At 75.6% G+C, this 26871-nt stretch carries 19 protein-coding genes and 3 pseudogenes; 5 read left to right on the top strand and 17 right to left on the bottom strand.

Annotation, left to right across the window (positions count from 1 at the left end; translation table 11 throughout):
• Positions 1-50: 50 nt before the first annotated feature.
• From BS72_RS31500 to BS72_RS36930, 3 genes are all read right to left on the bottom strand, one after another.
• The gene (locus BS72_RS31500) at positions 51-1604 is read right to left on the bottom strand and encodes a DEAD/DEAH box helicase (RefSeq protein ID WP_037915392.1); all 1554 of its coding nucleotides are present in this window, start codon (positions 1602-1604) and stop codon (positions 51-53) included.
• 358 nt (positions 1605-1962) lie between these two features.
• Positions 1963-2166, bottom strand: a complete 204-nt coding sequence (locus tag BS72_RS31495; RefSeq protein WP_037915390.1) for a cold-shock protein — start codon at positions 2164-2166, stop codon at positions 1963-1965.
• Between the two features lie 461 nt (positions 2167-2627).
• A complete protein-coding gene (locus BS72_RS36930) occupies positions 2628-2933 on the bottom strand; it encodes a hypothetical protein (protein WP_037915387.1) in 306 nt (101 codons plus the stop codon).
• On the opposite strand from BS72_RS36930, the gene BS72_RS36925 reads away from it, so the two are divergent.
• Complete coding sequence (locus tag BS72_RS36925; RefSeq protein ID WP_157856379.1) at positions 2923-4143, top strand: hypothetical protein; 1221 nt, start codon at positions 2923-2925, stop codon at positions 4141-4143. The two genes, BS72_RS36930 and BS72_RS36925, sit on opposite strands and share 11 nt — an antisense overlap.
• A 939-nt stretch (positions 4144-5082) precedes the next feature.
• On the opposite strand, the gene BS72_RS31475 is transcribed toward BS72_RS36925, so the two are convergent.
• From BS72_RS31475 to BS72_RS32945, 5 genes and pseudogenes are all read right to left on the bottom strand, one after another.
• Positions 5083-5847, bottom strand: a complete 765-nt coding sequence (locus BS72_RS31475) for an SDR family NAD(P)-dependent oxidoreductase (protein WP_037915378.1) — start codon at positions 5845-5847, stop codon at positions 5083-5085.
• Positions 5848-5928: 81 nt separating this feature from the next.
• The gene (locus tag BS72_RS39705) at positions 5929-6978 is read right to left on the bottom strand and encodes an NUDIX domain-containing protein (RefSeq protein ID WP_157856378.1); all 1050 of its coding nucleotides are present in this window, start codon (positions 6976-6978) and stop codon (positions 5929-5931) included.
• A gap of 235 nt (positions 6979-7213) precedes the next feature.
• Entirely contained in the window at positions 7214-7462 is a 249-nt protein-coding gene (locus BS72_RS39030; RefSeq protein WP_037915375.1) for a hypothetical protein, read from the bottom strand.
• A 38-nt stretch (positions 7463-7500) separates the two neighbouring features.
• Positions 7501-7683 (bottom strand): annotated as a pseudogene (locus tag BS72_RS40125) (NUDIX hydrolase); the annotation flags it as partial.
• 352 nt (positions 7684-8035) lie between these two features.
• A complete protein-coding gene (locus BS72_RS32945) occupies positions 8036-11032 on the bottom strand; it encodes an NUDIX domain-containing protein (RefSeq protein ID WP_157856375.1) in 2997 nt (998 codons plus the stop codon).
• A 706-nt stretch (positions 11033-11738) separates the two neighbouring features.
• Here BS72_RS32945 and BS72_RS31450 point away from each other — a divergent pair.
• Together BS72_RS31450 and BS72_RS31445 are read left to right on the top strand one after the other, a co-directional pair.
• Positions 11739-12185, top strand: coding sequence for a GlcG/HbpS family heme-binding protein (locus BS72_RS31450; RefSeq protein WP_037918613.1), 447 nt, complete (start codon positions 11739-11741; stop codon positions 12183-12185).
• 399 nt (positions 12186-12584) lie between these two features.
• On the top strand, positions 12585-13736 hold the full coding sequence (locus tag BS72_RS31445) for a phosphoribosylaminoimidazolecarboxamide formyltransferase (protein ID WP_198545987.1): 1152 nt from the start codon (positions 12585-12587) through the stop codon (positions 13734-13736).
• A gap of 41 nt (positions 13737-13777) precedes the next feature.
• Here BS72_RS31445 and BS72_RS31440 read toward each other — a convergent pair.
• Positions 13778-14406: pseudogene (locus BS72_RS31440) on the bottom strand (thioesterase II family protein).
• 326 nt (positions 14407-14732) lie between these two features.
• Here BS72_RS31440 and BS72_RS39025 point away from each other — a divergent pair.
• Positions 14733-15493 (top strand): annotated as a pseudogene (locus BS72_RS39025) (class I SAM-dependent methyltransferase); the annotation flags it as partial.
• Positions 15494-15620: 127 nt separating this feature from the next.
• Here the strand turns inward: BS72_RS39025 and BS72_RS31430 are convergent.
• From BS72_RS31430 to rpmG, 3 genes are all read right to left on the bottom strand, one after another.
• Positions 15621-16556, bottom strand: coding sequence for an NAD-dependent protein deacetylase (locus BS72_RS31430; RefSeq protein ID WP_078901786.1), 936 nt, complete (start codon positions 16554-16556; stop codon positions 15621-15623).
• Positions 16557-16761: 205 nt separating this feature from the next.
• Positions 16762-17013: a type B 50S ribosomal protein L31 gene (locus BS72_RS31425; RefSeq protein WP_037915370.1), complete on the bottom strand. Its 252-nt coding sequence runs from the start codon at positions 17011-17013 to the stop codon at positions 16762-16764.
• A gap of 133 nt (positions 17014-17146) precedes the next feature.
• A complete protein-coding gene (gene rpmG / locus BS72_RS32940) occupies positions 17147-17311 on the bottom strand; it encodes a 50S ribosomal protein L33 (protein ID WP_051952084.1) in 165 nt (54 codons plus the stop codon).
• Here rpmG and BS72_RS31420 point away from each other — a divergent pair.
• Positions 17250-19553, top strand: coding sequence for an acyltransferase family protein (locus BS72_RS31420; protein WP_322942576.1), 2304 nt, complete (start codon positions 17250-17252; stop codon positions 19551-19553). The two genes, rpmG and BS72_RS31420, sit on opposite strands and share 62 nt — an antisense overlap.
• A gap of 973 nt (positions 19554-20526) precedes the next feature.
• Here the strand turns inward: BS72_RS31420 and BS72_RS31415 are convergent.
• The 5 genes from BS72_RS31415 to BS72_RS31395 all read right to left on the bottom strand — a co-directional run bounded on the left by BS72_RS31415 (position 20527) and on the right by BS72_RS31395 (position 26693).
• Positions 20527-21330 carry a class I SAM-dependent methyltransferase gene (locus BS72_RS31415; RefSeq protein WP_037915368.1) on the bottom strand — a complete coding sequence of 268 codons (804 nt, stop codon included), beginning with the start codon at positions 21328-21330 and terminating at the stop codon, positions 20527-20529.
• 193 nt (positions 21331-21523) lie between these two features.
• Positions 21524-23011: a serine hydrolase domain-containing protein gene (locus BS72_RS31410; RefSeq protein WP_051951885.1), complete on the bottom strand. Its 1488-nt coding sequence runs from the start codon at positions 23009-23011 to the stop codon at positions 21524-21526.
• A 208-nt stretch (positions 23012-23219) separates the two neighbouring features.
• Complete coding sequence (locus BS72_RS36915) at positions 23220-24062, bottom strand: VOC family protein (protein ID WP_051951884.1); 843 nt, start codon at positions 24060-24062, stop codon at positions 23220-23222.
• A gap of 433 nt (positions 24063-24495) precedes the next feature.
• Positions 24496-25431 carry a hypothetical protein gene (locus BS72_RS31400; protein WP_063836173.1) on the bottom strand — a complete coding sequence of 312 codons (936 nt, stop codon included), beginning with the start codon at positions 25429-25431 and terminating at the stop codon, positions 24496-24498.
• Positions 25431-26693: a VWA domain-containing protein gene (locus BS72_RS31395; RefSeq protein WP_037915365.1), complete on the bottom strand. Its 1263-nt coding sequence runs from the start codon at positions 26691-26693 to the stop codon at positions 25431-25433. The genes BS72_RS31400 and BS72_RS31395 overlap by 1 nt, the downstream gene beginning before the upstream one ends.
• Between the last annotated feature and the right edge of the window lie 178 nt (positions 26694-26871).

Here is a 26871-nt window from a genome sequence, read left to right as displayed (position 1 = left end):
GGAGCCGTTGACCGCGGGGGGCCGAGTCGGATGGGCCTGTGGCCCGCCGCTCAGGCGGAGGTGCGGGGGGAGGACTGCCGACCGGAGGAGCCGGGCGTCGTCCGCGGGGTGCCGGCGGCCCGTCGCGCCTGGGCGCTGCCGCTGCGACGGCCGCGGGACGAGGACGAGGACCGGCGCTTCGGGCGCTCCGCGACCGGGGGCGCGGCGATGGTGACGGGGACGCCCGACGGTGCCTGGGCGCCGGTGATGCGGGTCAGTTCCGCCTCCCCGGAGCGCACCTGCGTGGTCTGCGGCGTGATGCCCGCGTCGGCCATCAGGCGGGTCATGTCACGCCGCTGGTTGGGCAGCACCAGGGTCACGACGCTGCCGGACTCGCCGGCCCGGGCGGTCCGGCCGCCGCGGTGCAGGTAGTCCTTGTGGTCGCTCGGCGGATCGACGTTGACCACCAGGTCGAGGTTGTCGACGTGGATGCCGCGGGCGGCGACGTTCGTGGCCACCAGCGCGGTGACGTGCCCGGTCTTGAACTGTTCGAGGGTACGGGTCCGCTGGGGCTGGGACTTGCCGCCGTGCAGCGCCGCGGCCCGCACACCGCTGCGCAGGAGGTCCTTGGTCAGCCGGTCGACCGCGTGCTTGGTGTCCAGGAACATGATCACCCGGCCGTCGCGCGCGCCGATCTCGATGGTGGTGGCGTGCTTGTCGGCGACGTTGACGTGCAGCACGTGGTGTTCCATCGTCGTGACCGTCGCCACGGAGGGGTCGACCGAGTGGACCACCGGGTCGGTCAGGTAGCGGCGCACCAGCAGGTCGACGTTGCGGTCCAGGGTGGCGGAGAACAGCATGCGCTGGCCGCCCTGGCGCACCTGGTCGAGGAGTTCGGTGACCTGCGGCATGAAGCCCATGTCGGCCATCTGGTCGGCCTCGTCCAGCACGGTGATGTCGACCTGGCCCAGGCGGCAGTCGCCGCGTTCGATGAGGTCCTTGAGCCGTCCGGGGGTGGCGACGACGACCTCGGCGCCCCCGCGCAGGGCTCCGGCCTGCCGGTTGATCGACATGCCGCCGACCACCGTGGCCATCCGCAGCCCCAGCGGCCGGGCGTAGGGGGTGAGCGCGTCGGTGACCTGCTGGGCCAGTTCCCGGGTGGGCACGAGGACCAGGGCCAGCGGCTGCCGGGGCTCGGCGCGGCGGCCGGCGGTACGGGCCAGGAGCGCCAGGCCGAAGGCGAGCGTCTTGCCGGAACCGGTACGGCCCCTGCCCAGCACGTCCCGGCCGGCCAGCGTGTTCGGGAGGGTCGCCGCCTGGATCGGGAACGGCTCAGCCACACCCTGGGCGCTGAGTGCCGCCAGCAGCGGGGCGGGCATGTCGAGATCGCTGAACGCCGCGACCGCGGGAAGCGCCGGCGTGACGGTCACCGGCAGCGCGAACTCCCCCTGCTGCGCGGGGCGACGCCCGTTGCCGCCGCCGGAACGGCCGGAGGCACCGGAGCGGCCGCCGCCCGAGGGGCGCGAGGACCGCGAACGGAACCCGCCGCCCCTTGAGGAGCCGGCCGAGCCGGCGGAGCCGCCGGTGCGGGAGTAGCGGTCGTTCGTGCGAGTGGTGCGGTTCATGCAGAACCTTCCTCGATGCGGGCACGTATCGAGGAGTTTCCGGCAGCGGTGAGCCGCACAGAGAGTCGCAAGTACGAGCCGAAGAAAAAAACGAAACAGGGAAGAACGCGCCTTCCCATTTGCGCCGGCAAGCGCAGCTCCCGGCCGACGGGATTCGAATATCGGGCCGAAGGACCGGAGTGGCCTTGCCGTGTCGCGACACGCCGGAGCGAAATGCCGTCCGTACGGACCGGCTCCCGCCGTCCGCGAGGCCGTTGCCGCAGGCGGAGGCTGTTGCGGGAGGAACTCGATGAAACACACAAGCTGGGGCCCGCACCCTTCAGGTGCGGGCCCCAGCTCACGTTGTACGCGTCAAGCGTCAGGCCGGAACGATGTTCTCCGCCTGCGGGCCCTTCTGGCCCTGGGTGACGTCGAAGCTCACCTTCTGGCCTTCCTGAAGCTCGCGGAAGCCCTGGGTGGCGATGTTCGAGTAGTGGGCGAACACGTCAGCGCCGCCACCGTCCTGCTCGATGAAGCCGAAGCCCTTTTCCGCGTTGAACCACTTCACGGTGCCAGTAGCCATGTTGTATCTCCTTCGGGGCGGTGCCCTGCACCCGCACCATGCGGGCGCAGCGTCGCCGTGATGATCACCCCATCCGGAAACAACCGGGAAAACAAAAATGCTCCCGCTGGGACAGAAAGCTCAGCGAGGGCACTTGAAGCTCATGGGAACCACAACTGCAACTGGTACCAACGCTAGCACAGTGCGGGCCGGCATGCGGGGCGACGGCTTGACTTTTTTCGCGGAGCGCCCGCGAAAACCCTGCCGCGCAGGCGAATATTTCTCCCCTCGCGGCACCAGATATTCACACGGTCGCAGACGCGAGGCGCGTCCGCCTTGGCACCGGGTTCACTTCGGCCCTCCTGGCCTCCTCAGCGAGCGGTACGGAGGCCAGGGGGGCGCCCTGCCGTTCTGCCGGCGCCGTTGCGGCGACGGGCAGGGCGCCCCCTGTGGGGCACGGCCTCACACCGTGCCCGCCCGCGTCAACGGCAGTCGACGGCCATGGAGCTCTCGCCGGCGGCGGCGGCCGGGGCGCTGGAGACGGTCAGGCCGACGTACGTGCGGCCGACGCCGGAGGTGAAGGTGTACGTGTCGGTGAGGGTGTAGCTTGTCGCGCCCTTGGGGAACGTCGCGGTCTGCTGAGCCGTCGTGGCAGCGCCCTGCGGGTTCCGGGTGGCGCCGCGCCACCAGGTGAGCCGCAGGGTCCCCGCGGCGCTTCCGTCGTAGCGCACCACGACGGTCGCGACCGCCTTGTGGCTCGCGCCCCTGGCGCAGGTGATGCCGGTCACGGCGACGGAGGAGACCCGCGGTCCGGTCCCGGGTCCAGGACTGGCCGTCGGACTCGCCGGGGGCGTGGTGGCCGGTGCGGTGGTGGCCGGCGCGGTGGTGGCCGGCTGCGCCGGAGCGCTCGTCGGGCTGTCGGGCACGGACGCGCTCGACGTGGTGGGCGCCGCGCTCGTGGCGGCGGGCGTGGTCGGGACGGCCGGCGACGAGGTGGTCGCGGAGGGCGACGCAGCGGGGCTGTCCGGGGTGCTGGTGGTGGGCTGGACGGCGGCCCGGTCCTTCGTCGCCGCCGCGGAGGGCTCCGCGGCGGCACTTCCCTGCCCGTTTCCTGAGGTCACAGCTGTGATCCCGAGCACGATCGCGACGACCACGGCCCCGGCACCGGCCGACACCGCGACCGTTCGGCGGCGGCTCCACCGCCGACCGCCGCCGTCGCCGTCCCCGTCCCCCGAGCCGCCGCCGGGACCGTCCGTCGGCGCCCCGCCCCGTCCCGCCAAGGCCAAGCGGGCCACGGGGGGCGGAAGCTGGGACGCAGCGGGGTCGGGGGCGGCTTCGGCCGAATGCTCCGAATGCTCCGACGGTGTCCCCTCGGCAGCGGGCTCGACGGGCTGCGCTTCCTCGGAGGCGGCTCCGTCGGAGGGGGCTCCGTCGGACGCGGCGGCCGACTCGGAGGCGGCGGACTGGGCCGCATCGGCCTCGTCCACTGTCTCGGCCGTGTCGGGCTCGGCGGGTTGCGCCGCGGCGGTGGTCCCGCCGGCAGTCCCGGCCTTGGCGGCGGCCGTCCCGGCGGGCGGGGCGATCCGGGCCTCGGACGGGGCGGCCGCGGGCTCGGCCACCGGCTCCGCCGACGCGGCTCCTTCCTCGGCCACCGGGACAGCGGCCGAGGCGCCGGCCGCCGGCTGCGGCTTCGCATCGACTCCGGCGGGGGCCGCGGGCGCCGCGGGCTGGGCCGGAGCACTCGCCTCGACGGGCTTCGCAGCGGGGGCGGCTGCCGCGGCGGGGGTGCTCTTCACCGGCCTGGCGGCCGACGCGGAGGCGGCCGGCTTCCCGGTTGTGGCGCGCTTCGCCGGCCTCTTCGGCCGCGCCGGCGCCGTCGGTCCGGGTGCGGTCGCCTCAGGCTCCCCCGCCTCGGGGGACGCATCGGTGGGGGCCGGAGCGGCCTCCCGGCCTGCCTGGCCGTCGGGCGTCACCGGCGTGCCCGACCCGCCGGGCTGACCGGCCGTCACGGGTGTCCCTGCCGCACGCGCCCCTCCGGGACCGGACGAACTCCCCTGTGCGGCAGTCGTACCCGCATCCGGCGCCGTGCCCGTCCCTGTGCCCGCCGTGCTCGGGTCGGCCGCGCTCGGCCGCGCCGCCTCCTCGCCTTCGGCCGCGGGCTCCGCGGTCTCCCCCGCCGCTACGGGGGACTCCCCCGGGGTGACAGCGGGTCCGGTCGGCGCCGAACCGACGGTGCCCCGTCCCTGACGCCGTGTCGGCGATGCCGGCTCCCCGGGTACGGCCCGCGGGTCCGCGTTCCCCGGCGGGACCGGCCGCGCCGGTCGTCCGCCCTCAGCGGGCGCTGCCGCGTCCTCGCGGGCCGCGGCGGCGTCCGCCGGGCCCCTGTGCCGCTGTGCGGTCGGCTGGGCCTCAGCCTCCGCCGTTCCGTGGTCGTCACCGGATATGCCAGTGCCGTCGTGCTCGTCCACCTGATCCGCCCCTCGCGCCGCACAGTTGTGCGGAAGTTCCTGTGGTAGGCCCGTCCCCCATGCCGTTCCCGGTACCGCCGACGGCCGGGCCGAACCGCCGGGAGCTCGCACGCCCGCCTCCGCCGGGTGGGCGCCGCTACGGGGAGTACGCGGCGACGAGGCGTGTGAGGTCACGAGGGTACTGCCACCCTGCCCGTGCCGCTGAACGCCCCCGCGTCCAGCCGACTTTGCCCACGGCGCGGCAGCCCCGCATGCTCGGCGGGCGGCGGGTCGCAGCCGCGCGCCGGCCCACCGTCCGGGTCAGGGGGCCTGCGCCGAACCGCGCCGCAGCGCCCGAACGGTGTCGGCCCCTGCGGCGCGCGGGCCCGCCGGGATCGCCCGGCTACCGGCCACCGGTCACCGGCCGCCGCCGGGAGCCGTACGCCCGGTGTCCTGGAGGTGTCCTGTGGCCAGTAGTTGATGGCGCCGGTCAGTAGTGGATGGCCCCCTTCGCACCTCCGCCGGCGGCGATCGCGTCGCCGTTGATCGCCACGCTGAGCGGGCTGGCCAGGAAGGCCACCACCGAGGCGACCTCCTCCGCGGTGACGAGTCGGCCGATGGAGATGCCGGCTGCCGCGGCCCGCTCGACCTCGTCCGGTTCCACCCCCCGGGCGGCCGCCATGGCGGCGAGTGTCCTGGGGGTCTTCTCCGTACGGGTCAGGCCCGGGTGGACGACGACCACGTTGACCCCGTGCGGGCCGAGTTCGTCGGCGAGGCTCTTGGTCAGCGCCGCCACCGCCACGTTGCGCACCGAACCGACGAGCGAACCGCTCTGCCGGGCCGCCAGGCCGCTGATGTTGATGATCCGGCCCCAGCCCGCGGCGGTCATGCCCGGGGCGAACGCCCGGGCGGTGCGCAGGTAGCCGCGTACCTTGACGTTGACCTCGGCCTCCAGCTCGCTCTCCTCGAACCGTCCGGAGCTGGGTGTGGCGGCCGCGTTGACGAGGATGTCCACCCCGCCCAGAAGCTCCTCCACCCGCCGCGCCATGGCCGCCACCGACGCGTCGTCCCCGGTGTCCGCGCTCACCGCCACCGCACCGGGAACCTCCGCCACCGCGGCCTCCAGCGCCTCCTGTCCCCGGGCGACCAGCGCCACCCTGGCCCCCTCCGCGGCCAGCGCCTTCGCGACGGCCAGCCCGATGCCCCTGCTCCCGCCGGTGACCACGGCCCGCCGTCCGTCCAGTCGGAGATCCATGGGGTGTTCCTCTCGAAGTGCCGGTGCCGACCGCCGCTGCGGGGCCGGCCTACGCCGCGTACTCTGCCGTACGGCCTCGGGTCACCGGACGATGTGGGCGGGGACGCCGGTGCGCACCGCGTCCAGGACGGCGAGGGTCAGCGCGGCGCGGTGGGGGCCGGCGTGACGGCGAAGGTCCGCCGGGGAGCAGGTGACGACGGCGTCGTGCTCGCGCGGGTCCAGGCGGATGTCCGCGATCTGCCGCTCGGTCAGCGCTCCGCCCCAGTGGACGAAGCCGGTCTTCATCGGCCAGCCGTCACGGGGCCGCTCGACGACGCTGGCCAGCAGGGGCAGCCGTTCCGGGTCCGGTGCCAGCAGGATGCCGGTCTCCTCGAACGCCTCGCGGACCGCGGTGTGCAGAGGTGTCGTGTCGGTGAACTCCGCGTCTCCGCCCGGGTACTGAAGGCCCTTGGCCGGGTTGGCGGAGCGCAGCATCACCGCGCGGCCGTCGGCGGTGGTGAAGAAGATCGCGCCCCACACCGGGGCCGCGGGGATGGTGGCCAGGTAGGCGGGCAGGGGGAGGTATCCGGCGGGCGCCGGGGAGGGGGCGGTGTGGCGGCGGATCAGGGCGGCCTCGTGGTCGGTGAGCTTTCCGGGGAACTCACCGGTGCCGGTGCCGGAGGCAGTGCCGGTGCCGGATGCGGTGCCGGTGCCGGATGCGGTGCCGGTGCCGGAGGCGGTGCCGGTGCCGGAGGCGGTGCCGGTGAACTCGCCGGGAGGGACCCAGCGGTGGTCGTCGTGCTCCGGGCTGAGAGTGACCGGCTGCGGCTGGTCGAGTACGGCGGCGAAGGTGAACTCGCGGACGCGCACGTGCCGGGCGTTCACGTAGTCGTCGTGGCCGAGGTAGGCGGTGATCCGGGCGGCGGTGATGCCGGTCTCCTCGGCGAGTTCGCGCCGGGCGGCGGACACGGCGTCCTCGCCGGCCTCGACGCCGCCGCCGGGCAGTTCCCACAGGCCGGCCAGCCGCGTGCCCGCGGATCGGCGTACGAGCAGGACCGCGCCGGCCCGGTCGGTGAGCAGGACGCTGGCGGCAGGGCGCTCGACACCGTCGAGTCGGGCCCGGTGGAGGAGGTCGAACGGCCGGTCGGTCACGGGGAACTCCAGGGTCGCGGGGGGCTTCGGGGGCGTGCCGTTCGGGGGCCGGGGCGAGGAGACCGGCGTGGTGGTCACCGGCCGGCCCGGGGGGTCGGGCGCGGAGCAGGTCGGTGTGGTGCCGGGGGATACCCGCCGCCGCTCCGCGCGGGGCGTCCGTTCTCCGGGGCTGCCGCGCCCGGACGGCTTCGCGCGGCGAGGGCCGCCGGGGCTCGGCGGGTGTCCTGGGGCGCCATCAGCGCGGCCAGGTCGCCGGGTTCGGCCCAGAGGACCCCGGTGACCTCCCCGGTCCGCGGCACGGTCTCGGGGGCGCGGCGTCCGCGAGGGTCGCGGTGTCCCCGGGTGTCACGGTGTCCGCGAGGCAGAACACGAAGCGGACGGCGAAGTGCTGCTGGGGGGCGTCGCCTTCGGCGGCGTCGGCGCGGGTGTCGCTGTCGTCGATGTCGATGTCGATCGGCACGGCGAGCAGCCGCGGGGCGGGCACAGGGCGCCGGGCGGGATGCCGGTCGCCTCGTGGAGCTCGCGCAGTGCGGCCTGGCGGAGTGTGGTGTCGCCGGTTTCGACACGGCCGCCGGGGGCGAGGCGCGGGCCGCCGGCTGAGGGCTCGACGTGCAGGACGCGCAGCGCGCGGTCGACCACGACGGCGCCGCACGTGATGGGTGCGGGCCGCGTCGTCCGGCAGGTCGGATCAGGGCCGGGGTCCATGTGCAGTGATGCCGGCAGCGGCTGGAGGGCGTCGCGCTCCGTGGGATGGCGGTCGCGGTACACGTGGACGAGGTCACGGATGGCGGATCGGGCCGGTGGCATGGAGGAGCCTCTCGTCAGCAGGTGCCAGGTGGGTGTCGCTGGGGCTGCGGGGGTGCCTCTACGTCCTTCTACGTCCTTCGTCACGTCTGAGGTGGCCATGGGGCGGCTGTCCGGTGCGGTCGGCTGGGCGGTGCCGGTCGGTGGGAGCGGGCACACGGCTCCCCTCCGTGCCGGGCGCGCGGGGTCGCCGCCCCGCCGCGGCCCCGAGGGCGCGGCGACGCCGTGGGGCCGTGGGGCCGCGGCGGGGCGGTCACGGAGCGGGTTCGGGCCGGACGGAGGTGCCGCCGGTCGCCGGGGTGCGCGGGGCCGGCGGCGGGGAGGGCGGCTCCTTCCAGGTGTCCTCGGCCAGGTTGACGGTGGTGCCCGCCGCGTGGGCCGCGAGAGCGGCGTCCAGCCTGGCCGCCAGCCGGCGGGGCAGCCGCCGGCCGGCCTCCTCACGGCTCAGCCAGAAGCCCTCGCGGATCTCGCCCGGGTCGAGGCGCAGGCCCGCCACCGCCTCCGGGGTGAGCGGGTCGAGCACGTACACCAGGCAGGTCAGCGCCCGCCCGTGCCGGGCTCGGGCGGCGGAGCTGTCCACCACGCGCGCGGGGCCGACCGGTGCGCGCAGCCCGAGCTCCTCCCACAGCTCCCGGGCGGCGCCCTCGGCGGCTGACTCCTGCGCCTCGACCATGCCGCCCGGCAGCTCCAGGTGGTCCTTGTACGTCGGTTCCAGGACCAGCACCCGGCCGGCGGTGTCGGTGACGACGACCGTGGCGGCCATCAGCGGCGCCGGTGCCTGGGCGTAGTAGTCGTGCGGTCCGGTGGGCGTGGCGTGGCCGTCGGTCAGCACCGCGACGTGGGCGCCGCGGGCTGCCTCCAGGGCGCCGCGCAGCCGGCGCCCGAGGGGTTCGGGCAGCATGGCGACGGCCTCGTCGGGCGGGAAGAACGCCGCGGCGGACAGTTCGTCCTCCTGGAGGCGCAGCCTGGCGGTGTCGACCGGCTCGCGGGTCCGGACGGCGTAGATGAGCGAGATCATGGTGCGTCCGAAGACCTCCCGCGGCACGGTGTCCACCACCAGCAGCCGGCCCAGCTCCACGGTGAGGCCGAGTTCCTCGCGGACTTCGCGCAGGAGTCCGTCGGCCGGGGCCTCGTCCTCGATCATGCCGCCGGGCAGGTCCCAGCCGTCCTTGTAGGCGGGGTCGACCAGCAGCACCCGGCCTCGCTCGTCGGTGATCAGGGCGTCGGCGTTCGCCGCGGGGGCGGGATGGGCCGCCAGATACGCCGCCAGTTCCGCGGCGTCGTCGGCGGCCGGCTCGTCCACCGGGCCGACGGACGGCTCATCCGTCGGCCCGCCGGCCGGGCCGGCAGGCGGCACGGCAGGCGGCACGGCAGGCGGCACGGCCGGCGCTCCGGCGGACGGCCCGGCGGAGGCCCCGGCAGGAGTGGTCCCGGGCGCCGTCCCGCCGGCGGCCTGCCCGTCGCTGTGCTGGAGGGCCCAGAGCGCGGCCAGCTCCCCTCCGTCGAGGGCGAGGAGTTCGTCCAGCGTGCCCTGTTCGACGACGCGCCCGGTGTTGAGGACGACGACCCGGTCCACGTGGCGCAGGCACGTCAGGCGGTGGGTGACCAGCACGGTCGCCCGCCCCTGCGACTGGCGGCGCAGCCCGGTGATGATCTTGTACTCGCCTTCGGCGTCGAGGGCGCTGGTCGGTTCGTCCATCACCAGCAGCCGGCCCTCGCGGTAGAAGGCGCGGGCCAGCGCGACCCGCTGCCACTCGCCTCCCGAGAGGTCGCTGCCGCCCCAGAACACCCTGGCCATCATGGTGTTGAGGCCGTTCTTGAGCTTCGGGATGACAACGTCGGCACCGGCCGAGCGGGCGGCGTCCAGTACGGCCCGTGTGCCTCCTCCGTGCGGCTGGCCGAGGGTGATGTTCTCCTCGAACGTCAACGGGAAGCGGGCGTAGCTCTGGGGGACGTAGGAGACCTGCTTCCACAGCGCGCCGGGGTCGAAGTCCTGGACGTCGACGCCGTCCCACGTGACGCGTCCGCCGTCGGCGAGCAGCAGCCCTGACATCAGTTTCGACAGGGTCGTCTTGCCGGAGCCGTTCATGCCGACGAGGCCGACGATCTCCCCCTGGCGGACCTCGAAGTCCACACCGGACAGGGCCGGCCGTTCGGAGCCGGGGTAGGTGAAGGAGACTCCCTCGGCACGGAAAACCGTCGTGCCGGCGGGCACCGCCGCGCCGCGGGCCATCTGGTGGCCGCCGACCTCGTCGAGGAAGGAGCGCCAGTCCGCGAGGTAGGCGCCGGTGCGGTAGAGCCGGGAGGCCGCCACGACCATCCCCCACAGCGCGGTGCTCACCGTCTGCAGCGCGATGACCGCCGCGCCGGCGTGCGCGAGCGACATCCGGTGGTCGACCAGCAGCAGTACCAGCCCGGCCCACAGCAGCAGCGTGGTCAGCCCGGACACGGCCGAGCCGGCCACGGCGACCTTCGCCGACTGCCAGGCCGCCGCCCGCTCCCGCGCCCGCACCAGGCCGGCGTGGTGCCGGTAGCGCCGCGTCAGCGGGCCGGTCATCGTACCGGCCCGGATCTGGTCGGCCGGGTACTTGTCGGTGAGGTACCAGGACAGCGCGCCCATCATCCGCCGGTCCGAGGTACTGGCCCGGTAGGACGTGTACTCGACGTGGAGGCCGCGGACCAGTGCGATCCAGCGGGGCACGATGCCGAGCGCGAGCAGCGGCAGCAGCAGCGGGTGGAGGACGGTGACGACCAGCGAGGCGGCGATGAGGGACGCGGCCGCCGCCACCAGGTCCTGGGTTCCGGAGACCAGGTTGGACGCCTCGTTGGCGCCGCGGTCGGCGGCGTCGTACCGGTCCGAGAACCCCGCGTGCTCGAAGGCGACCAGCTCCGCCGAGCTGGTGGCGGCCAGCAGCATCGACTGTGCCTCGGCCGACAGTTGGGGGGCGACCCGCCGCGACAGCGCCGCGACGCCCACCCCGAGCAGGGCTCGCAGCGTCAGGACCGCGCCCAGGCCCAGCAGCGACGGCAGGGCCTGGTGCAGCCGGGAGGTGATGGCGCCCGAACCGATCAGAAGGCCGATCGCCCGCGTGGTGGCCAACAGGCCGCCCGCCTGCAGGGCGCCCGCCACCGCCTGGCTCACCGTCAGCGCGACCACCGTGCCGCGGTCGACCCGCCACGCCAGCGCGAACGCGTCCTTCAGCAGCCCTGGCAGCCGCCCGGAGATCATGGCCACCGACGCGTCGCGCAAGGTCCTGTCCGCGCTGTCCCAGCCCAGTTCGATCCCGTAGTCCTCCTCCGGGGTCCCGCTGCCGGGCTCGGCGCCGGGGCCGGCGGCGCGGAGCCGGTGTCCGGGGTCGGAGGCGCGGAGCCGGCCGGCGGGTCCGGCGCGCTCTGCTTCGCGTCATGGCGTGCTTCGTCCGTTGTCAACCTTGCTCTCCCGTGACGATGGCGGCTGCGGCGTCGTGCTCAACGACACGGGTCGGCTTTCGAACACACGTCTTTCGGTCGATTCCCGGCATCGGGTCCACTGGGGTTCTGGAAACTGCTGGATGCACGGACCCTTGTGCCGCATGAGCCGTCCGGCGGGGGCCCGGTGGCCGAAACGCCGACGCTCGGTCGGAGGCGCGCCACTCGCCCGCACGGCGTCCTCGCACGGCGTCCTCGCACGGCACCCGGCCGGGCACCCCGCACGGCCCATGGCTCGGGCAGCGGCAGGGGCAGCGGCAGCGGCAGCGGCAGCGGCAGCGGCAGCGGCAGCGGCACATGATTGCAAGAGCGCGTTATGCGCGTTTGAAATAGGCGGCGCTTGCAATTACTCTCGTGAAGCGCGCAGGCCGCTCCCCGTGCGCACCGGCCCCCTCCGGACGGTGCGCCGCGGGCTCCGCGGGCGCGCCCCGACCCTCACCCGCCGGCTCCAGGCCCGCGGGCCACAGCACCACACGGAGACCATCACCATGACCGCCCCCAGCACTTCCGCCGCGCCCGCCACCGCCGTCGTCCCGCTCGGCATCGGCGACGCCGAGTTCCTGATCGACCAGGCCCGCTCGGCCGCCGAAGCGGCCGGCGTCCCCGTCGCCGTCAGCGTCCTGGACGCCGGCGGCCACCTGCTCGCCTTCCGCCGCGACGACCGGGCCGTCCTCATCGCCGGCGAGACCAGCACCCGCAAGGCGTACACCGCGCTCCAGCTGAACGCGCCCACGGCCGACCTCGTCGACGCCGTGCAGCCCGGCAACCCCTTCCACACCCTGCCCACCGCCCTGGACCGGCCCCTGCTCTTCATCGCCGGCGGTGTCCCCGTGCGGCGCGACGGCCGGCTCGTCGGCTCCCTCGGCGTCGGCGGCGGCGCTCCGCAGCAGGACCACTCCTTCGCCCACGCCGCAGTCCAGGCACTCGACGCCTGAACCACCGCCGCCGGACCCGGGCCGCCTCCCGCGCGCGGCCGCGGCCCGGCCGACGGTGTTCCGAACAACCGTCAGGCCGCCCTGCCCGCACGGCGGATACGGCGCCTTCACGTGCCGCCCGGCAGGACGGGGAGGGCGCCTGACGGGACGGTACGATCATCGTCCGTACGCGCGATGATCACCGCGGCGGACCGGCGGCGCCCACCGGCCGCCTGCCACCGCCGCCGAGGACCTGCTGCGGTGACCCCGCAACCGGCCCTGGCCGCCCGACGTCGCCCGGTCACCCGGTCACCCGGGAGCGTCAGGGCCGGGTTCCACCCCCATCGCGTATCCGCGCGGCGCCGACAGCGACGCCGACCGACCGCACCCGCTGAGAGGCGCGCTCCCATGGGCATGGACATGCGATACGGAATCAATCCGCAGCAGATGAAGGCGACCGCGCGGCCGTCCGGTCCGGGCGGGCTGCCGTTCCGGGTGGTGAACGGAGCACCGTCCTACATCAACGTGCTCGACGCGCTGAACGGCTGGCAGCTGGTCAGGGAGGCGAGCGCCACGCTGGGGCGGCCGGCGGCCGCCTCGTTCAAGCACGTCTCCCCCGCCGGTGCCGCTCTCGCCGGGGAACTGGACGAGGTGACGGCAGGCCTCCACGGCGTCGCGGGCGCGGAGTTGAGCGGGATCGCCAGCGCCTACCTGCGGGCCCGGGACGCCGACCCCAAGTCGTCCTACGGCGACTTCGTGGCCCTGTCCCACCCGGTCGACGCCCAACTGGCCGAGCTGCTGGCCGGGATGGTGTGCGACGGGGTCATCGCCCCGGGCTACGAGCCGGGCACGGTCGAGCGGCTCAGCCGGAAGAAGAAGGGGGCCTTCCTGGTGCTGGAGGCCGACCCGGCGTTCGTCGCGCCGGCCACCGAGGTCAGAGACGTCTTCGGCGTCCGGCTGGAGCAGGACCGCGACCAGGTGGAGATCTCGCCGGAGGTCCTGAAGGTGGCCACGGGCGGCGCGCTGCCGCCGGAGGCGGTGCGAGACCTGCTGCTGGGACTGTCGGTGCTGCGCCACACCCAGTCGAACTCGGTGTGCTACGTGCGCGACGGGCTCACCCTGGGCATCGGCGCGGGCCAGCAGTCGCGAGTGGACTGCACCCGGCTGGCGGGCGCCAAGACGGACACGTGGTGGCTGCGCCGCCACCCCGCGGTACGGGCTCTGGAGTTCGCGCCGGGCGTGCGGGCCCAGGACCGGATCAACTGGCAGATCCGCTTCGTCGAGGGGGATCTGACGGCGGACGAGAGCGCCCGGTTCGCCGACGCGCTGACCGGGCCCGCGCCGGAGCTGACCGCCCGGGACCGTTCGGAGTGGCTGGCGCGGCTGACCGACGTGTCCTTCGCCTCGGACGGCTTCCTGCCGTTCCGCGACAACATCGACCACGCCCACCGGCACGGGGTGACCCGCGTCGCCGAGCCGGGCGGCTCGATCCGCTCCGGAGACGTGGAGGCGGCCTGCCGGGAGCTCGGCATCACCCTGGTGTGGACGGGCCTGCGCCTGTTCCACCACTGACCGGCGGCTTCACCACTGGCCTGCGGCGGGTCCGGCGCGGCCTAGAAAGCGACACGCGGGAGCGCTCCGGCGACGACCGCCGCGACCTCGGCCACGCGCTGGTGGAGGTAGAAGTGGCCGCCGGGAAAGGTGTGCAGGCGGAAGGCGGCTGAGGTGTGGTGGCGCCAGGCGTCCATCTCGGCCACCTCGACCGCCGGGTCCTCCCGGCCCGCCAGCGCGGTCACCGGGACGTCCAGGACAGCCGGCACCTCGGAGGGCCGGTAGGTCTCGACGGCGCGGTAGTCCGCCCGGATCGCCGGCAGGAGCAGCCCCATCAGGTCCGCGTCGCGCAGGACCTCCTCGTCGGCCCCGCCCAGCGCGCGCAGTTGCGCGAGGAGCCCGGCGTCGTCCCGCAGGTGCACCGTGCCGGGGCGGTGCACGCAGGGTGCGGACCGCGCCGACGCCAGCAGCGCGCACGGGCCCTCGGGCCCATCCGGCGCGCGGTCTCGAAGGCGACGAGCGCGCCCATGCTGTGGCCCAGGAACGCGTACGGGCGGTCGGTCCAGGGCGCCATGGCCTCGCGGATCCGCTCCGCGAGGGACCCGATGTCGTCCAGGGCGGGCTCGCGCAGGCGGTCCTGGCGGCCCGGGTACTGCACGGCCAGCAGCTCGACGTCCGGCCCCAACTCCACGGCCAGCGGCCGGAAGTACCCCGCCGAACCGCCGGCGAAGGGGAAGCACACCAGACGCGGCGCGCCCTCCCGGGGCGGTCCCAGCCGCCTGATCCACCGGTCCTCGCCGCCCACTTGCCCCAGCACGCCGATCCTCCCGCCGTCGCTGCACCCCGGGGCCCCGACGCCCCGGCTCCCCGAACCTACCGAGCGCGGCCGGGCACCGCGGCGAACGAGCGGTCCACGGCGCGGCGCCCAACAGCTCGCGCTATACAGGAGAGTCCGGCGTCCGGCGTCCGGCGTCCGGCGTCCGGCGTCCGTACCGCCGGCCCCGGCAGCGGGTCGGAATCCGCTGCGCGCGGCGGCCGTACCCGCCTGTCCTCGCCCGCAGGGCCAACGAGGGTTTCCGGCAGCCGCGGCCCGCCGCCCTCCACGTCCCGTTCGAATCCGGCCGAGCCGACCTGGACGCCTACCTGCGGATCACCCAGAAGAAGCACGCCCGCCGGGGGCTCGACATCGGGTGCGGGACGGGCGTGCCGGTGCTGCTGCCGGCCGGCCGGGGCGTCGAGGTCGTGGGCGTGGACGGGCCGGGGCCTCCCTCGACGTGGCCCGCGCGAAGCCCGGAGCGGAGCGGGCCCGGTGGATCACCGGGGGCGGGACGGCGCGGCCGCCGCCGCCCGTGGACCTCGCGACGATGACGGGGAACGCCGCCCAGGCCCTTGGAGCGTGCGGCCTGGGACGCGGTGCTGCACGGGATGTACGCGGCGCTGCGGCCCGGCGGGTACCTGGTCTTGGAGACCCGCGATCCGGCCCGGCGGGGCTGGGAGGAGCGGAACCGCGCGGCGTCCACGGCGGTGGTGCACGTGCCCGGCGTCGGCGCCGTCGAGAGCTGGGTGGATCTGGTCGAGGTCGACCTGCCGCTGGTGACGTTCCGCTGGACGTACGTGTTCGCGGCGGACGGGCAGGTGCCGACCTCGGACTCGACGCTGGGTTCCGTGAGCGGGCCGAGGTCGAGGCCGGCCTGGCGGCGCACGGGCACCTGGTGGAGGACGTCCGGGAGGCCCCGGACCGGAACCGGCCGGAGTTCGTCTTCCTCGCCCGGCGGCCCGAGTCGGGTACCGGGGTCCGATCCGGCGGCACGCTCGGGCGCGTGGCGGCGGGCTGTGCCGCCGAGGCCGGGCAAGGTCAGGCCCGGGGCGGGCGACGGGGTCAGGCCCCGGGGGCGGCCAGCGGGGTCAGGCGCCCGAGCGTGCCGCGAGTTCGGTGAGCGCCGCCCCCAGCGGCAGGTTCACCAGGGCCGAGGCGAGCCCGTCGCCGCGGGTCGCGCCCTGGTTCACCACCGCCACCGGCTTGCCGCGGCGTGCCGCGTGCCGGACGAAGCGCAGCCCGGACATGACCGTGAGCGAGGAGCCGAGCACCAGCAGCGCGGGCGCGGCGTCCACCAGTTCGTAGCAGCGGGCGACCCGCTGCGGCGGCACTGTCTCGCCGAAGAACACCACGTCGGGTTTGAGGGTCCCGGTCCCGCAGGCCTCGCAGGCCGCGGTGCGGAACCCGGCGACGGCCGCCTCGGGCAGTTCGGCGTCACCGTCGGCGTTGACGTGCGCGGCCACCTCGGCGAAGTCCGGGTTGGCGGCCCTGAGACGGTGCTGGAGGCGGGTGCGGGGGCTGCTGGTGCCGCAGTCCAGGCAGAGGACGTGGTGCAGGCTGCCGTGCAGTTCGACGGCGTCGGACGTGCCGGCGGCGAGGTGCAGTCCGTCGACGTTCTGGGTGACGACGCCCGTCACCAGGCCGGCCGCCGCGAGCCGGGCCACGGCGCGGTGGCCGGCGTTCGGCCGCGCCGCGGTGATCGCCGGCCAGCCGAGGAAGCTGCGGGCCCAGTAGCGCCGCCGGTTCTCCTCGGCGGCGGTGAACTCCTGGTAGGTCATCGGGGACCCGCGCCTGCGGCGGCCCGTCTCGCCGCGGTAGTCGGGGATGCCCGACTCCGTCGACAGGCCCGCCCCGGTCAGCACGGCCGCGCCGCCCGCCGACAGCAGGCGGGCGATCTCGTCCAGTCCCGCCTCCGCCTGCCGGGCGGCGTCGGTGCGGGTCGCCGGGGCGTCGCGGCCCCGGGGTGCCGCGACGGCGGCTGTCGATGAGGGCGACGCGCCCGTGGGAGTGGCGGCGGCATCCATGCTCAGCAGCCTACGCCCGCGCCCGGCGGCGGTCCGGAGCAGCGGCGTGGCCGGCGGCGGGGAGCGGCCCGTACCGCCGGTCCGGACGTGCCGCCGCCCGGACGGGCTGTACAGGCGGACGGGCGGACGCGCGGAGGGCCCGCGGCGGGGTTTCCCGCCGCGGGCCCCCGGTCCCGACCGGGGCGTCCCCGGTGCGGGCGCGGCTTCAGGAGGCCGTGCGGCCGTAGCGGCGCTCGAAGCGCTCGACGCGGCCGGCGGTGTCCAGGACGCGCGACCTGCCCGTGTAGAACGGGTGGCTGGCCGACGAGGTCTGCACGTCGATCACCGGGTACGTCCTGCCGTCCTCCCACACCACGGTGGTGTCGCTGGTGGCGGTGGAGCGGGTCAGGAACGCGCTGTCGGCGGCCTTGTCGCGGAACACGACCAGGCGCGTCTCGGGGTGGATGGCCTTCCTCATGTCTTCTCCTCTCCTCGTCCGCCCCCGGGCCGCCGCATGAGGCGGGGACCCGGCGGGGACGCCGGCGGTCGAACCGTCCCGGTGGGTAGCGGGCGGTCGGGCCCGTCCGGCCCGGCCGGGCCCCTGGTCAGCGTCAGCGCTCCTCGCGGAAGAGCACGTGCTCGCGGGCCACCGGGTCGTACTTCTGGAGTTCCAGGCGGTCGGGGTCGTTGCGCCGGTTCTTGCGGGTCACGTACGTGTGTCCGGTGCCGGCGGTGGAACGGAGCTTCACCACCGGGCGCTGCTCGCTGCGGGCCATCGCGGCCACCCCTCTCTCGTTCTACTTGCCACGGTTTTCATTTTCGCTTTCGTCAACGCGCGAGGTCGCCCGCCCATTCCCGCACTCTCGGCAGCGGCGCCCCGCTCCTCCGCACCGCCGTCCGAGGGATCGCTCATCAGATGATCGGGGGAATTTTGGGTGCTCTGCGCCTCCATCCGGTCCCGCCTCCGCCGTCCCGGGGTGCCGACCTTCCTACGGTGTGGCACGGACTCGTCGACGAGGAGGTCTTCCGTGCCGGAAGCACAGCGGACGGACGTGGCCGCGGGGCTCCCCCGGGCCGGCGGCGGGCAGCCGGCCGAACCCGGCAGCACCGGGCCCGGGGCGGGGCGGCCGAGGCCCCGCGCGGGAGCGCGGCGCCGGAGCGGGGCGGCTGGCCGGACTCGACGGGCTGCGGGCGCTGGCCGTCGCCGCTGTGATCACCTATCACGTGGCCCCCGGGTGGCTGCCGGGCGGCTACGTGGGCGTGGACGTGTTCTTCGGCATCAGCGGCTTCCTCATCACCCACCTGCTGCTGGCCGAGCAGCTCCGTGACGGGCGCATCGCCCTGGGCGGCTTCTGGCGCCGCCGGGCGGTGCGGCTGCTGCCGGAGCTGCTGCTGGTGCTGGTCGCCTGCGGCGTGGCCGCCCGGCTCACGGCGGGGGACGGCACGGGTGTCGGCAACGGCCTGCGCGGGGACGCCGCGTCCTCGCTGGGCTTCGCCAACAACTGGTGGCAGATCCACGAGGGCGACGACTACTTCCACCACCTGGGCACCCCTCCACTGCTCCAGCACCTGTGGTCGCTCGGGGTGGAGGAGCAGTTCTACGTGGTGTGGCCGCTGCTGCTGGCGGTGCTGCTGCCGCTGGCCAGGGGCCGGCGGCGGCCGGCGCTGCGGGCGGTGCTCGGCGTGGCGGCCGCCGCGGGGGCGGCGGCGTCGCTGTGGCGGATGCGGGTCGTGGGCCACGGCACCTCGGGCGTGGCGCGGGCGTACTTCGGGACCGACACGCACAGCGGGGCGCTGCTGGCGGGGTGCGCGGCCGCACTGCTGCTGCCCGCGCTGGCGTGGGTGGCCGGGCACCTGCCCCGGCGGGGCCTGACGGTGGTGCGGGCCGGTCTCGTCACGCTGGCGGTGGTGGCGTTCCTGGGGCCGAGCGACGCGGTGATGTACGGGTGGGGCTTCGCGGTGGTGGCGGTGGCGACCACCGCGGTGTGTGCGGGGTGCGGGGTGGGGGCGCCGGTGCGGCTGCTGGACGCCCGGCCGCTGCGGGCGCTGGGCCGCCACTCGTACGGGTTGTACCTGTGGCACTGGCCGGTCGTGGTGGCCCTGAACGCGCTGGCGCCGGCGTCGGGGGCGGCGCTCCGGGCGGTGGAGCTGGTGGCGCCGCTGCCGCTGGCGGTGGCCGGGCGGCAGCTCGTGCAGCGGCCGGTGGCGCTGCGGCTCAGGACGCTGGCCGAGCGGGGCCTGCGGCCGGCGGCCGGGGTGCCGCTGGCGTCCGCGGGGATGGTGGTGGCCGCGGCGGCGCTGGTACTCAGCCCGGTGTCGGCGCCGAGCGCGCTCCAGTCGCAGTTGCGGGCGGCAGCGCGGTACGAGGCGAGGCTGGCCGACGACGGCAGGCCCCGCTCCCCGGCCCCGACGGCACCCTCGGCCTCGCCCTCCCCGTCGGCCGGGTCCCGGTCCGGGCCGCCCCCGTCGGCGTCGGCGTCGGCGGCAGGGGCCGAAACGGCGAGCGGGTCGAGCGGCGACGCCGGGGTGGACGGGGTGGACGGCGGCGACGTGACGCTGATCGGGGACTCGGTGTCGCTCGGCTCCGACCAGGACCTGCACCGGCTGCTGCCCGGCATCGACGTGCACGCCAAGGTGGGCCGGATGATGGAGGACGCGCCGGACATCTGCGCGCAGTTGCTGGCGCAGGGGCGGCTGCGGGGCACGGTGGTGCTGGCGCTCGGCACCAACGCGGAGTTCGGGCCGGACGTGCTCGACCACGTCCGCTCGGTGATCGGCGGGCGCCGCATGGTGCTGATGACGGTGCGCGGGCCGTTCACCTGGCAGCACAGCGTCAACTCGGTGGTGCGCACGTACCAGCACGACCATCCCGAGGTGCTGGTGGACGACTGGTACGACGCCGTCGCCCCGCACCTGGACCTGCTGTGGATCGACCACGTCCACCCCCGGGGCGGCGCTGGCACCACGCTGTTCGCCTCCTCGCTGGCGTGGACGCTGACCGCCCGGCCGACCGGCTGAACCCGGGCGGCGCCGACCGCCCCGGAGGGCGGAGACGGCGCCGTCCGGCCGTCGGCCACCGTCTCCGGCCGACTCATGAGTCCATGGCCGCGGTCAGTCATCCCGGCGGCCCCCGCGTGCTGCCGGGATGACTGACCGCGGCCCCGACGCCTTCTGGTACACCCCGCGCTGCGCCATGTCGAGGAGCGCTCGACCGGCGCGCCGGTCGGTCCGGCGCTGCGGGTGACGCTCACCTTCCACCCGTGCCGGGTCCGCGGCGGCCGGGCGGTCCTGGACGCGAAGGCCGGTCCTGGACGCGACGGCCGCCGACGGCGTCCACCGGTCGCGGTTCACGACGGGGACGGCGGCGGCCTGACCGCGTTCCCCGGCGGCGGCCGGTGGCGCCGGGAGAGCCGGATGTTCGGCGGGATCTGCGACACCGCGCCGCCCGAGCACCCGCCCGGTGCACGGAGCCCTGGACCGCCGGCGCAGCCCCGTCGGAGGGGCGCCGCGGTTCGGCTCGGTGCGGCTGCGGCTGCGGCTGCGGCTGCGGCTGCGGCTGCGCGGGGACGCTGGCGTGATCGACCTTCTGCTACCCCGACAGCTTCTGCGAGCCGGAGGACTTCGGGGTGGCCTCGCGCATGGCACTGGTCGCGCTGGCCGAGGCGGACCGCCGCGACGCGCCTGGCGACTGCACCGGGGCACACGCGCACGGCCCGGTCGTGCCCGCGCGGGACGCGGCGGCGCCGGTCCTCGACCCCTGCTACCGGGGCACCGCCGGGGAGGAGGCGGCCCGGCGGCTGCCCGGCGGGTCTGGAGTGGCGCCCCGGACTCCGGCTGGAGGCCGCCGAGTTGCGCGGCCACCCTGAGCTCCGGGGCCCGCGGTAGGTCGAGTTGGGGGCGCGGATCGCGGTGGACGGTGTGCCGGACCGGCGCGGCACCGGCCCTGGGAGGACCGGCCGCGCGGACCCGGCGCGGCCCTCACCGGAACGGGTCAGGAGCGGCCGAGTGCCGCGTTCACCTGGCCGCGCAGGGCGTCGTAACGGGTCCGCGCGGCACGGCGGTTGCGGTTGCGGACCAGGTCGGTCCAGAAGCCGCCGCGCAGGAGCATCTCGGGGGAGACGGCGTCGACGCGGCTGAGGATGCCCTCGGGGACCTTCTGCGGGTCCGGGACCACCCACTCCTGCACGATCTCGTCGTAGTGGTCCTTGAGCACCGTGCTGCCGGGGTCGGCGCCCAGGATGAGCAGCACGCCGGTGGGCTCGGTGTCGACCGGCACGACCGTCAGCTCCGGGCGGTACTTGGCGAGTACGGGGATGAGCTTGTAGACGTCGCCGGTCCAGGCGTCGGTGTGCCGGTCGCGGGCCGCCTCGTCGATGTCGCGCGGCAGCATGTCGTCCAGGACGATCACGGAGTCCCAGCGGGAGAAGCGCTCGACGTTCATGAAGTCGCGCAGCGCGTACTCGAAGAGGTGCATGCCGTCGATGAAGGCGAGGTCGAGGGTCGTGCCGCCGCGGTAGTGGGCGAACAGCGGGCGGCCCTTGCGCGCGTTCTTCACCGGGTTGCGGGCGCTCTTGAGGTGGCCCAGCGGGTCCTTGGTGGCGAAGAAGTCGTCGCTGGTCGCCTTCACGAGGTGGATGTCCGCACGCAGCTCGACGTTCACCTTGAAGGCGGGGTCGATGCCGATGCTGGGCACCTGGGACAGGGTGAGGCTCCGTCCGTCGTTGACCCCGATCTCAAGGTAGTTGCGCGTGGCCGTCACTCGGTGCAGGCCCCGCAGGAACTCGTGCCGATTCACTGAATACCACCCTCCGGAACAGCCCGCTTGACGGGCCGGACACGCGGCGGTTAACGCCGCGTCAGCGATATGAGAACGTCAGGAGTACGCAACCACGGAGCGCTCAAGACGTGAACCGCCACGTACCCGCTATCTCCCGGAGTCATACGTGACTCGCGTCACACCCTAGCGAACGCCGGTCGCCCGCCGCATCTCACACCGCGTGTCCGCCGATCTCCCGGTCCTCGCGCAGCGGCGCGCCGTAGACGGCCAGCCGGGTGCCGTGCAGCGGGATGGTGCGGGGGCGGACGGCCAGCGTGCGGTCGGACAGGTCGAGGGTGACGGTCATGCTGTGCGGGACCTCCAGCGGCAGCAGGGTCGCGGTGAAGGCGCCCGGACCCGTCCAGCCGCCGCCGAACGCCAGCGGCACGGGCGCCGAGGGGCGCTCGGCGGTGCTCCAGCCGTGCGGGCCGGGCCGGTCGTGGCGCAGCGCGGTCTTCCCCTCCGGGGTCTCCAGGAGCAGCTCCCAGCCGCCGGGGACGGCGGCGAGGCGGGCGGCGGTGACGCCGAGCGCGCGGGCGGCCGTGTCGCCGGCGCCGGAGAAGGGCGCCGCCGCCCAGTCCTCGGCCGGCTCGACGGGGGCGGCGGCGCCGGGGCCGGGCGGGAGCGCCAGGGCCGCCAGGCGGGCGCGCAGCTCCTCGTCGTCGCCGTCGCGGGCCGCCGCGGCCGGCGGCGCGCCGCCCTGCGGCGTGAAGGCGGGCAGCAGGTGCTCCCAGACGAGGGCGAGCAGTGCCCGCATGTCGGTGCTCTCGCTGGTGAGGGCCACCACGGCGTCCTGCTCGGGCAGGACGAGGCAGAACTGCCCGTAGGCGCCGTCGCCGCGGTAGCCGTGGCGGGACATCCAGAACTGGAAGCCGTAGCCCTGCTCCCAGTCCGAGTCGGGGGCCGTGCCGTTGGCGACGTGGCGGCGGGTGGCCTCCGCGACCCAGGCGGGCGGCAGCAGTTCACGGCCCTCCCACCGGCCGGCCGCGAGGTGGAGCTGGCCGAGGCGGGCCACCGCGTCGGTGGTGGCGTAGAGGCCGGAGAAGCCGAGTTCGCGGCCGAGCGGGTCGGCCTCCCACGCCGCCGGGCCGATGCCGAGCGGGTCCAGCAGCCGGGGGCGCAGGTATCCGAGGAGGGTGGTGCCGGCCAGGCGCTGCACGATCGCGCCCAGGGTGTAGGTGTTCGACTGGTTGTACGCGAAGACCGTCCCGGGTTCGCGCTGCGGCGGCTGGTTCAGGAAGCCCCGTACCGGCTCCTCCCGGTCGGCCCGCGCGGTGCCCCAGGTCTCACCGGTGTGGCCGCTGGCCATGGCGGCGATGTGCCGTACCAGCATGGCGCGGCCGCGCGGATCGACGACCCGGGAGTCGAGTTCGGGGAAGTACGACAGGACGGTGGCGTCCAGGTCCAGCAGCCCGTCGGCCACCGCGAGTCCGGCGGCGGCGGAGGTGAAGCTCTTGCTGAGGGAGTACAGCAGCTGGGGCCGCTCGGGTGTCCGGGGGGCCCACGTGCCCTGGGCGACGACCCTGCCGTGGCGCAGGACCACCAGTCCGCGCGGGAGGGTGTGCCCGCTGCCCTCCAGGGCGTCGAGGAACGCGCCGACCCGCCGGGCGTCGACGCCCTCGGCGGCCGGCGTGGAGGCGGGAAGCGGGCGGAAGGCCATGGGCGTGCTCCTCGGTCCGGGGGAGGTGGCGGCAGAGGGCACCCTGCCACCGGGTCACGGCGCCGTACAGGGCCGTGACCGCGGGGCGGGCCCTGCCCGGGGCCCCGGGCCCCCGGGTCCCGTGGGACCGTTCAGCCCGGGCGGAAGGAGCGGGCCCCCGGCCGGGCGGCGGGCCGGTCGGGGGGTCAGGCGGCGGGCCGGTCCGGGGTCAGGCGTCCGCCGGGTCCTCCGCAGAGGGGTCCGCCAGCAGGGTGACGATGGTGAAGAGGCCGCCGTCGGGGTCGCGCAGCTCGGCGTGCTCCCAGACGCTGTCGCGGCCGCGGTCGATGAGGGCGCCGCCCAGGCCGCGCGCGGCGTCGACGCAGGCGTCGATGTCGGGGACGGTGAACTGGACGTCCCAGTGCGGGCGGACGCGCGGGTCGGGCGCCGCCTCCACCGCGCCGGAGCTGAGCCGGGCCACCACGCCGGCGCCGCTGCGCACCACGACCTCGTCGTGCTCGTAGTCGACGGTGCAGCCGTCCGCGCTGCCGTCGGCCCAGGCCAGCACGCCGCCGTAGAAGATGGCGGCCTCGAAGGCGTCGCGGGTGCGCAGCCGCACGATGACCGGGCCCTGGTCGTGGTAGGACTCCCAGCCCTGCGGGAGGCGGCCGTCCCAGACGCCGAAGACGGCTCCGTCGCGGTCGGCGGCGATCAGCGCGCGGCCGGAGGCGAAGGCGACCGGTCCGAGCGCCACGGTGGCGCTGCGCTCGCGGATGCGCGCGGCCGCGTCGTCCACCTGGGGGACGAAGAAGATCGGGGTCCAGCCCACGGCGATCTGCATGTCCACGGCGACGGCGCCGATGCCCGCCACCGGCCGGCCGTTGCTCAGCGCGACGGCGAAGTGGTCGCCGAGGGTGGTGTTGCGGAACTCCCATCCGAGGACGGAGCCGTAGAACTTCTCCGCCGCCTCCAGATCGCGGGCCGTGAGGTTGGCCCAGCACGGGGCGCCGCGGGGCACGTCGGCGGCCGGCTCGTCAGGGGCGGCGGGGACGGGCTGCTGCTGGGGGGTCACAGGGTGCCGTTTCGTTCGGGGCCGGGTCGACGGCGGGCTTCGACAGGTTGCATGGCGTCCCCTTCCCCGGCGCGGCGCGGTCATTCCTACGACTTTCCGCGGTTGTCCGTTCCGTGCCGGGCGGACGACGGGACGTCGCGGACGCGCCCGCGGGCGTTCCGCGCCGGGCGGCGGCCGGCGGTCCTTCCCGCCGTCTCCACCCAGGGCGAGAGGTTACCCGGTGCACCCGGCTGGTGACGCTTCGGGGTGGTCGGCCGCGGGGGTGTGCCGCGTGCCCTGCCGGCCCTGCCCGAGACACGCCGGTTCCGCCCGGAGGACGGGGCCCTGCCGGAGAACGGGGCCGCCGGCATGGCGCTCCCGCTCTCCGGCGCGCGTCGCACCGGCCCGGGCCCGCGGCCGCGGTCAGGGCCGCCGCGGGACCCGGGCGGCGCGGTCAGTCGCCGTAGCCGGCGGGCGGACGCGGACGGTCGTCGTAGCCGCCCGGCGGGCGGCCCTGCTCCCCGTATCCGCCCGGCGCGCGGCCCTGCTCTCCGTACCCGGCCGGCGGGCGCGGCCGGTCGCCGTACCCGTCGGGGGCCGGGGACCGGTACGCCGCGCGGCCGGTCAGCGGGCCCCGGGCGAGCCGGTGGGCGCCCAGCGCGAAGGCGACGGCGAGCAGTCCGCCGCCGGCCGTCCACAGCCAGCGCGGCGACCACCAGGTGCCGGCCCAGCCGCCGGAGGGCGCCAGGTGGGGGCCGTTCGCGGTGACGACGGGGGCGACCGAGCCGTCCACCGCCTGGCGGCCGGCGGTGCCGTCGGAGGTGGCCTTCATGGCCGCGGCGATGGGCTGGCCGAGGTCGGTGGAGGGCAGGTCCAGGACGGTCAGCCGCACGTAGTAGGCGCCGCGCAGCGGGTCGTTCGACCAGGGCTCGGACCAGGAGCGGATGGTCCGCAGGTGGCAGGCGAGGTCGACGGTGGACGCCCCGGTGCCGACCGTCGCCGTCTGCACGCCGTAGCGGCACGCCTGGTGCCGCCGCAGGCCGTCGTAGACGTCGACCTGCCAGGTGGACGGGCCGTGCCGGGTGGCGGAGGTCGGGAAGGTGACGGTGGCGTGGACGGTGACGTTCTCGCCGGTGTCGGCGGGGAACTGCCAGTACAGGTAGTCGCCGGCGGAGGCGCTGGCGGTGGCCTGGACGCCCTGCTGGACGACGGTCGCTGTGCGGAAGTCGGTCCCGGCCTCGGTGGGCGGGGCGTCCGCGCCGGGCGTGGCGGTGGCGGTGTCGGTGGGCGTGTCCGTCGGCGTGTCGTCCGCGGCGGCGGACGCGGTGAGGCCGCCGAGGGCGGTCGCGGCGAGCAGCGCGGCCGCTCCGAGCAGGCGTGCGGTGCGCATCAGCGGGTCCTCCCGGTGTTCAGGCGCCAGCGGGTGGTCCAGCCGGTGAGCAGTCCGGCGACGGCGCCGGTGAGGCCGAGCAGGCCCAGCAGCCACCAGCCGCGGCCCAGGCCGTGGAAGGCGACGTCGGAGGGCTGGCTCGGGCTGGGCACGAGGTCGATGGACAGCTCGACGGGCAGGCCGGGTGCGGTCTTGACGCTCGCGGGCGCGGAGAAGGAGTTGCCGATCTGCAGGCAGACCTCCTCGGCCGGCGTGTCGTCGTCGGCCTCCGGCTTGGGGTAGCGGATGCCGGCGGAGACGGCGTCGGTGCGGCCGGTGCCGGACTCGTCGTCGCGGACGATCTCCCGTCCGTGCCGGGTGACGGCGCGCAGCAGGACGCCGTAGTCGGTGTTGACGGCGCGGTCGTCGGAGACGGTGGCGGAGGCGCGCAGCTCCTCGCCCGGGTCGACGTCGACGCGGTACCAGCGGTTCTCGGAGAAGGTCTCGCGGTCGCTGTAGAGGCCCTGCTTGAGCAGCGGGGCGTTCGCGCAGCTGTCGGTGCCCTGGGTGGCGGTGGGCGTGACCACGGTGTCGGTGCTGCGGTTGACGAGCTGCTTGACGCGGGTGGTCAGCTGCTGGCGGTGCTGGACGGTGGTGTAGGTGCCGCCGGTGGCCTCGGCGATGCAGCTGAGCTGGTTGCGGGTGCTGGCGTCGGGGATGAGGCCGAGGGTGTCGATGGTCAGGCCGATGCCCTGGGCCGCGATCTGCCGGGCGACGTCGCAGGGGTTGGCGGCGCAGGTGTCCTCGCCGTCGGTGATCAGCACCAGCCGGCGGCTGCCGTCGCCGCCCTTGAGGTCGTCGGCCGCGCCGAGGAGGGCGGGCCCGATGGGGGTCCAGCCGGTGGGCTGGAGGGTGGCGACGGCGGCCTTGGCCTGGTCGCGGTTGAGGGCGCCCACGGGGTACAGCTGCCTGGTGTCCTTGCAGCCGATCTTCTTGTCGTTGCCCGGGTAGTCGGCGCCCAGCGTGCGTATGCCGAGGTCGACACCCTGGGGGACGGAGTCCAGGACGTCGTCGAAGGCCTGCTTGGCCGCGGACATCCGCGACTGCCCGTCTATGTCCTGGGCCTTCATGGAGCCGCTGACGTCCAGGACCAGTTCCACCTTGGGGGTGCCGACGGCCGGGGACGGCTCGTCGGCGGCGGCGCTCGTCGGGAGGAGGCCGCAGGCCAGTGCGGCGAGCACGCCGCAGGCCGACCCGACGGCCAGGAGCTTTCGGATGATCATCACAGGATCGTAGTGAAGGCTCCGCGGAATCCCGAAGTCGGCAGGTCAGCGGGACGGTTGGGACCGGGGGCGGCACACGGCCAGGACTTTGACATTTCTTTACAACCAAGCGGGCGGCCGGGGCGTCTCTGCTGCGAGTCCCGGACGGCACGGTCCGGAGCTCCCCCGGCCCCCGGCG

This window comes from Actinacidiphila yeochonensis CN732 (genome assembly GCF_000745345.1).
Lineage (GTDB): Bacteria > Actinomycetota > Actinomycetes > Streptomycetales > Streptomycetaceae > Actinacidiphila > Actinacidiphila yeochonensis.
The sequence above is the reverse complement of the archived record's forward strand: the minus strand, read 5'-3'. Positions and strand labels throughout refer to the sequence as shown.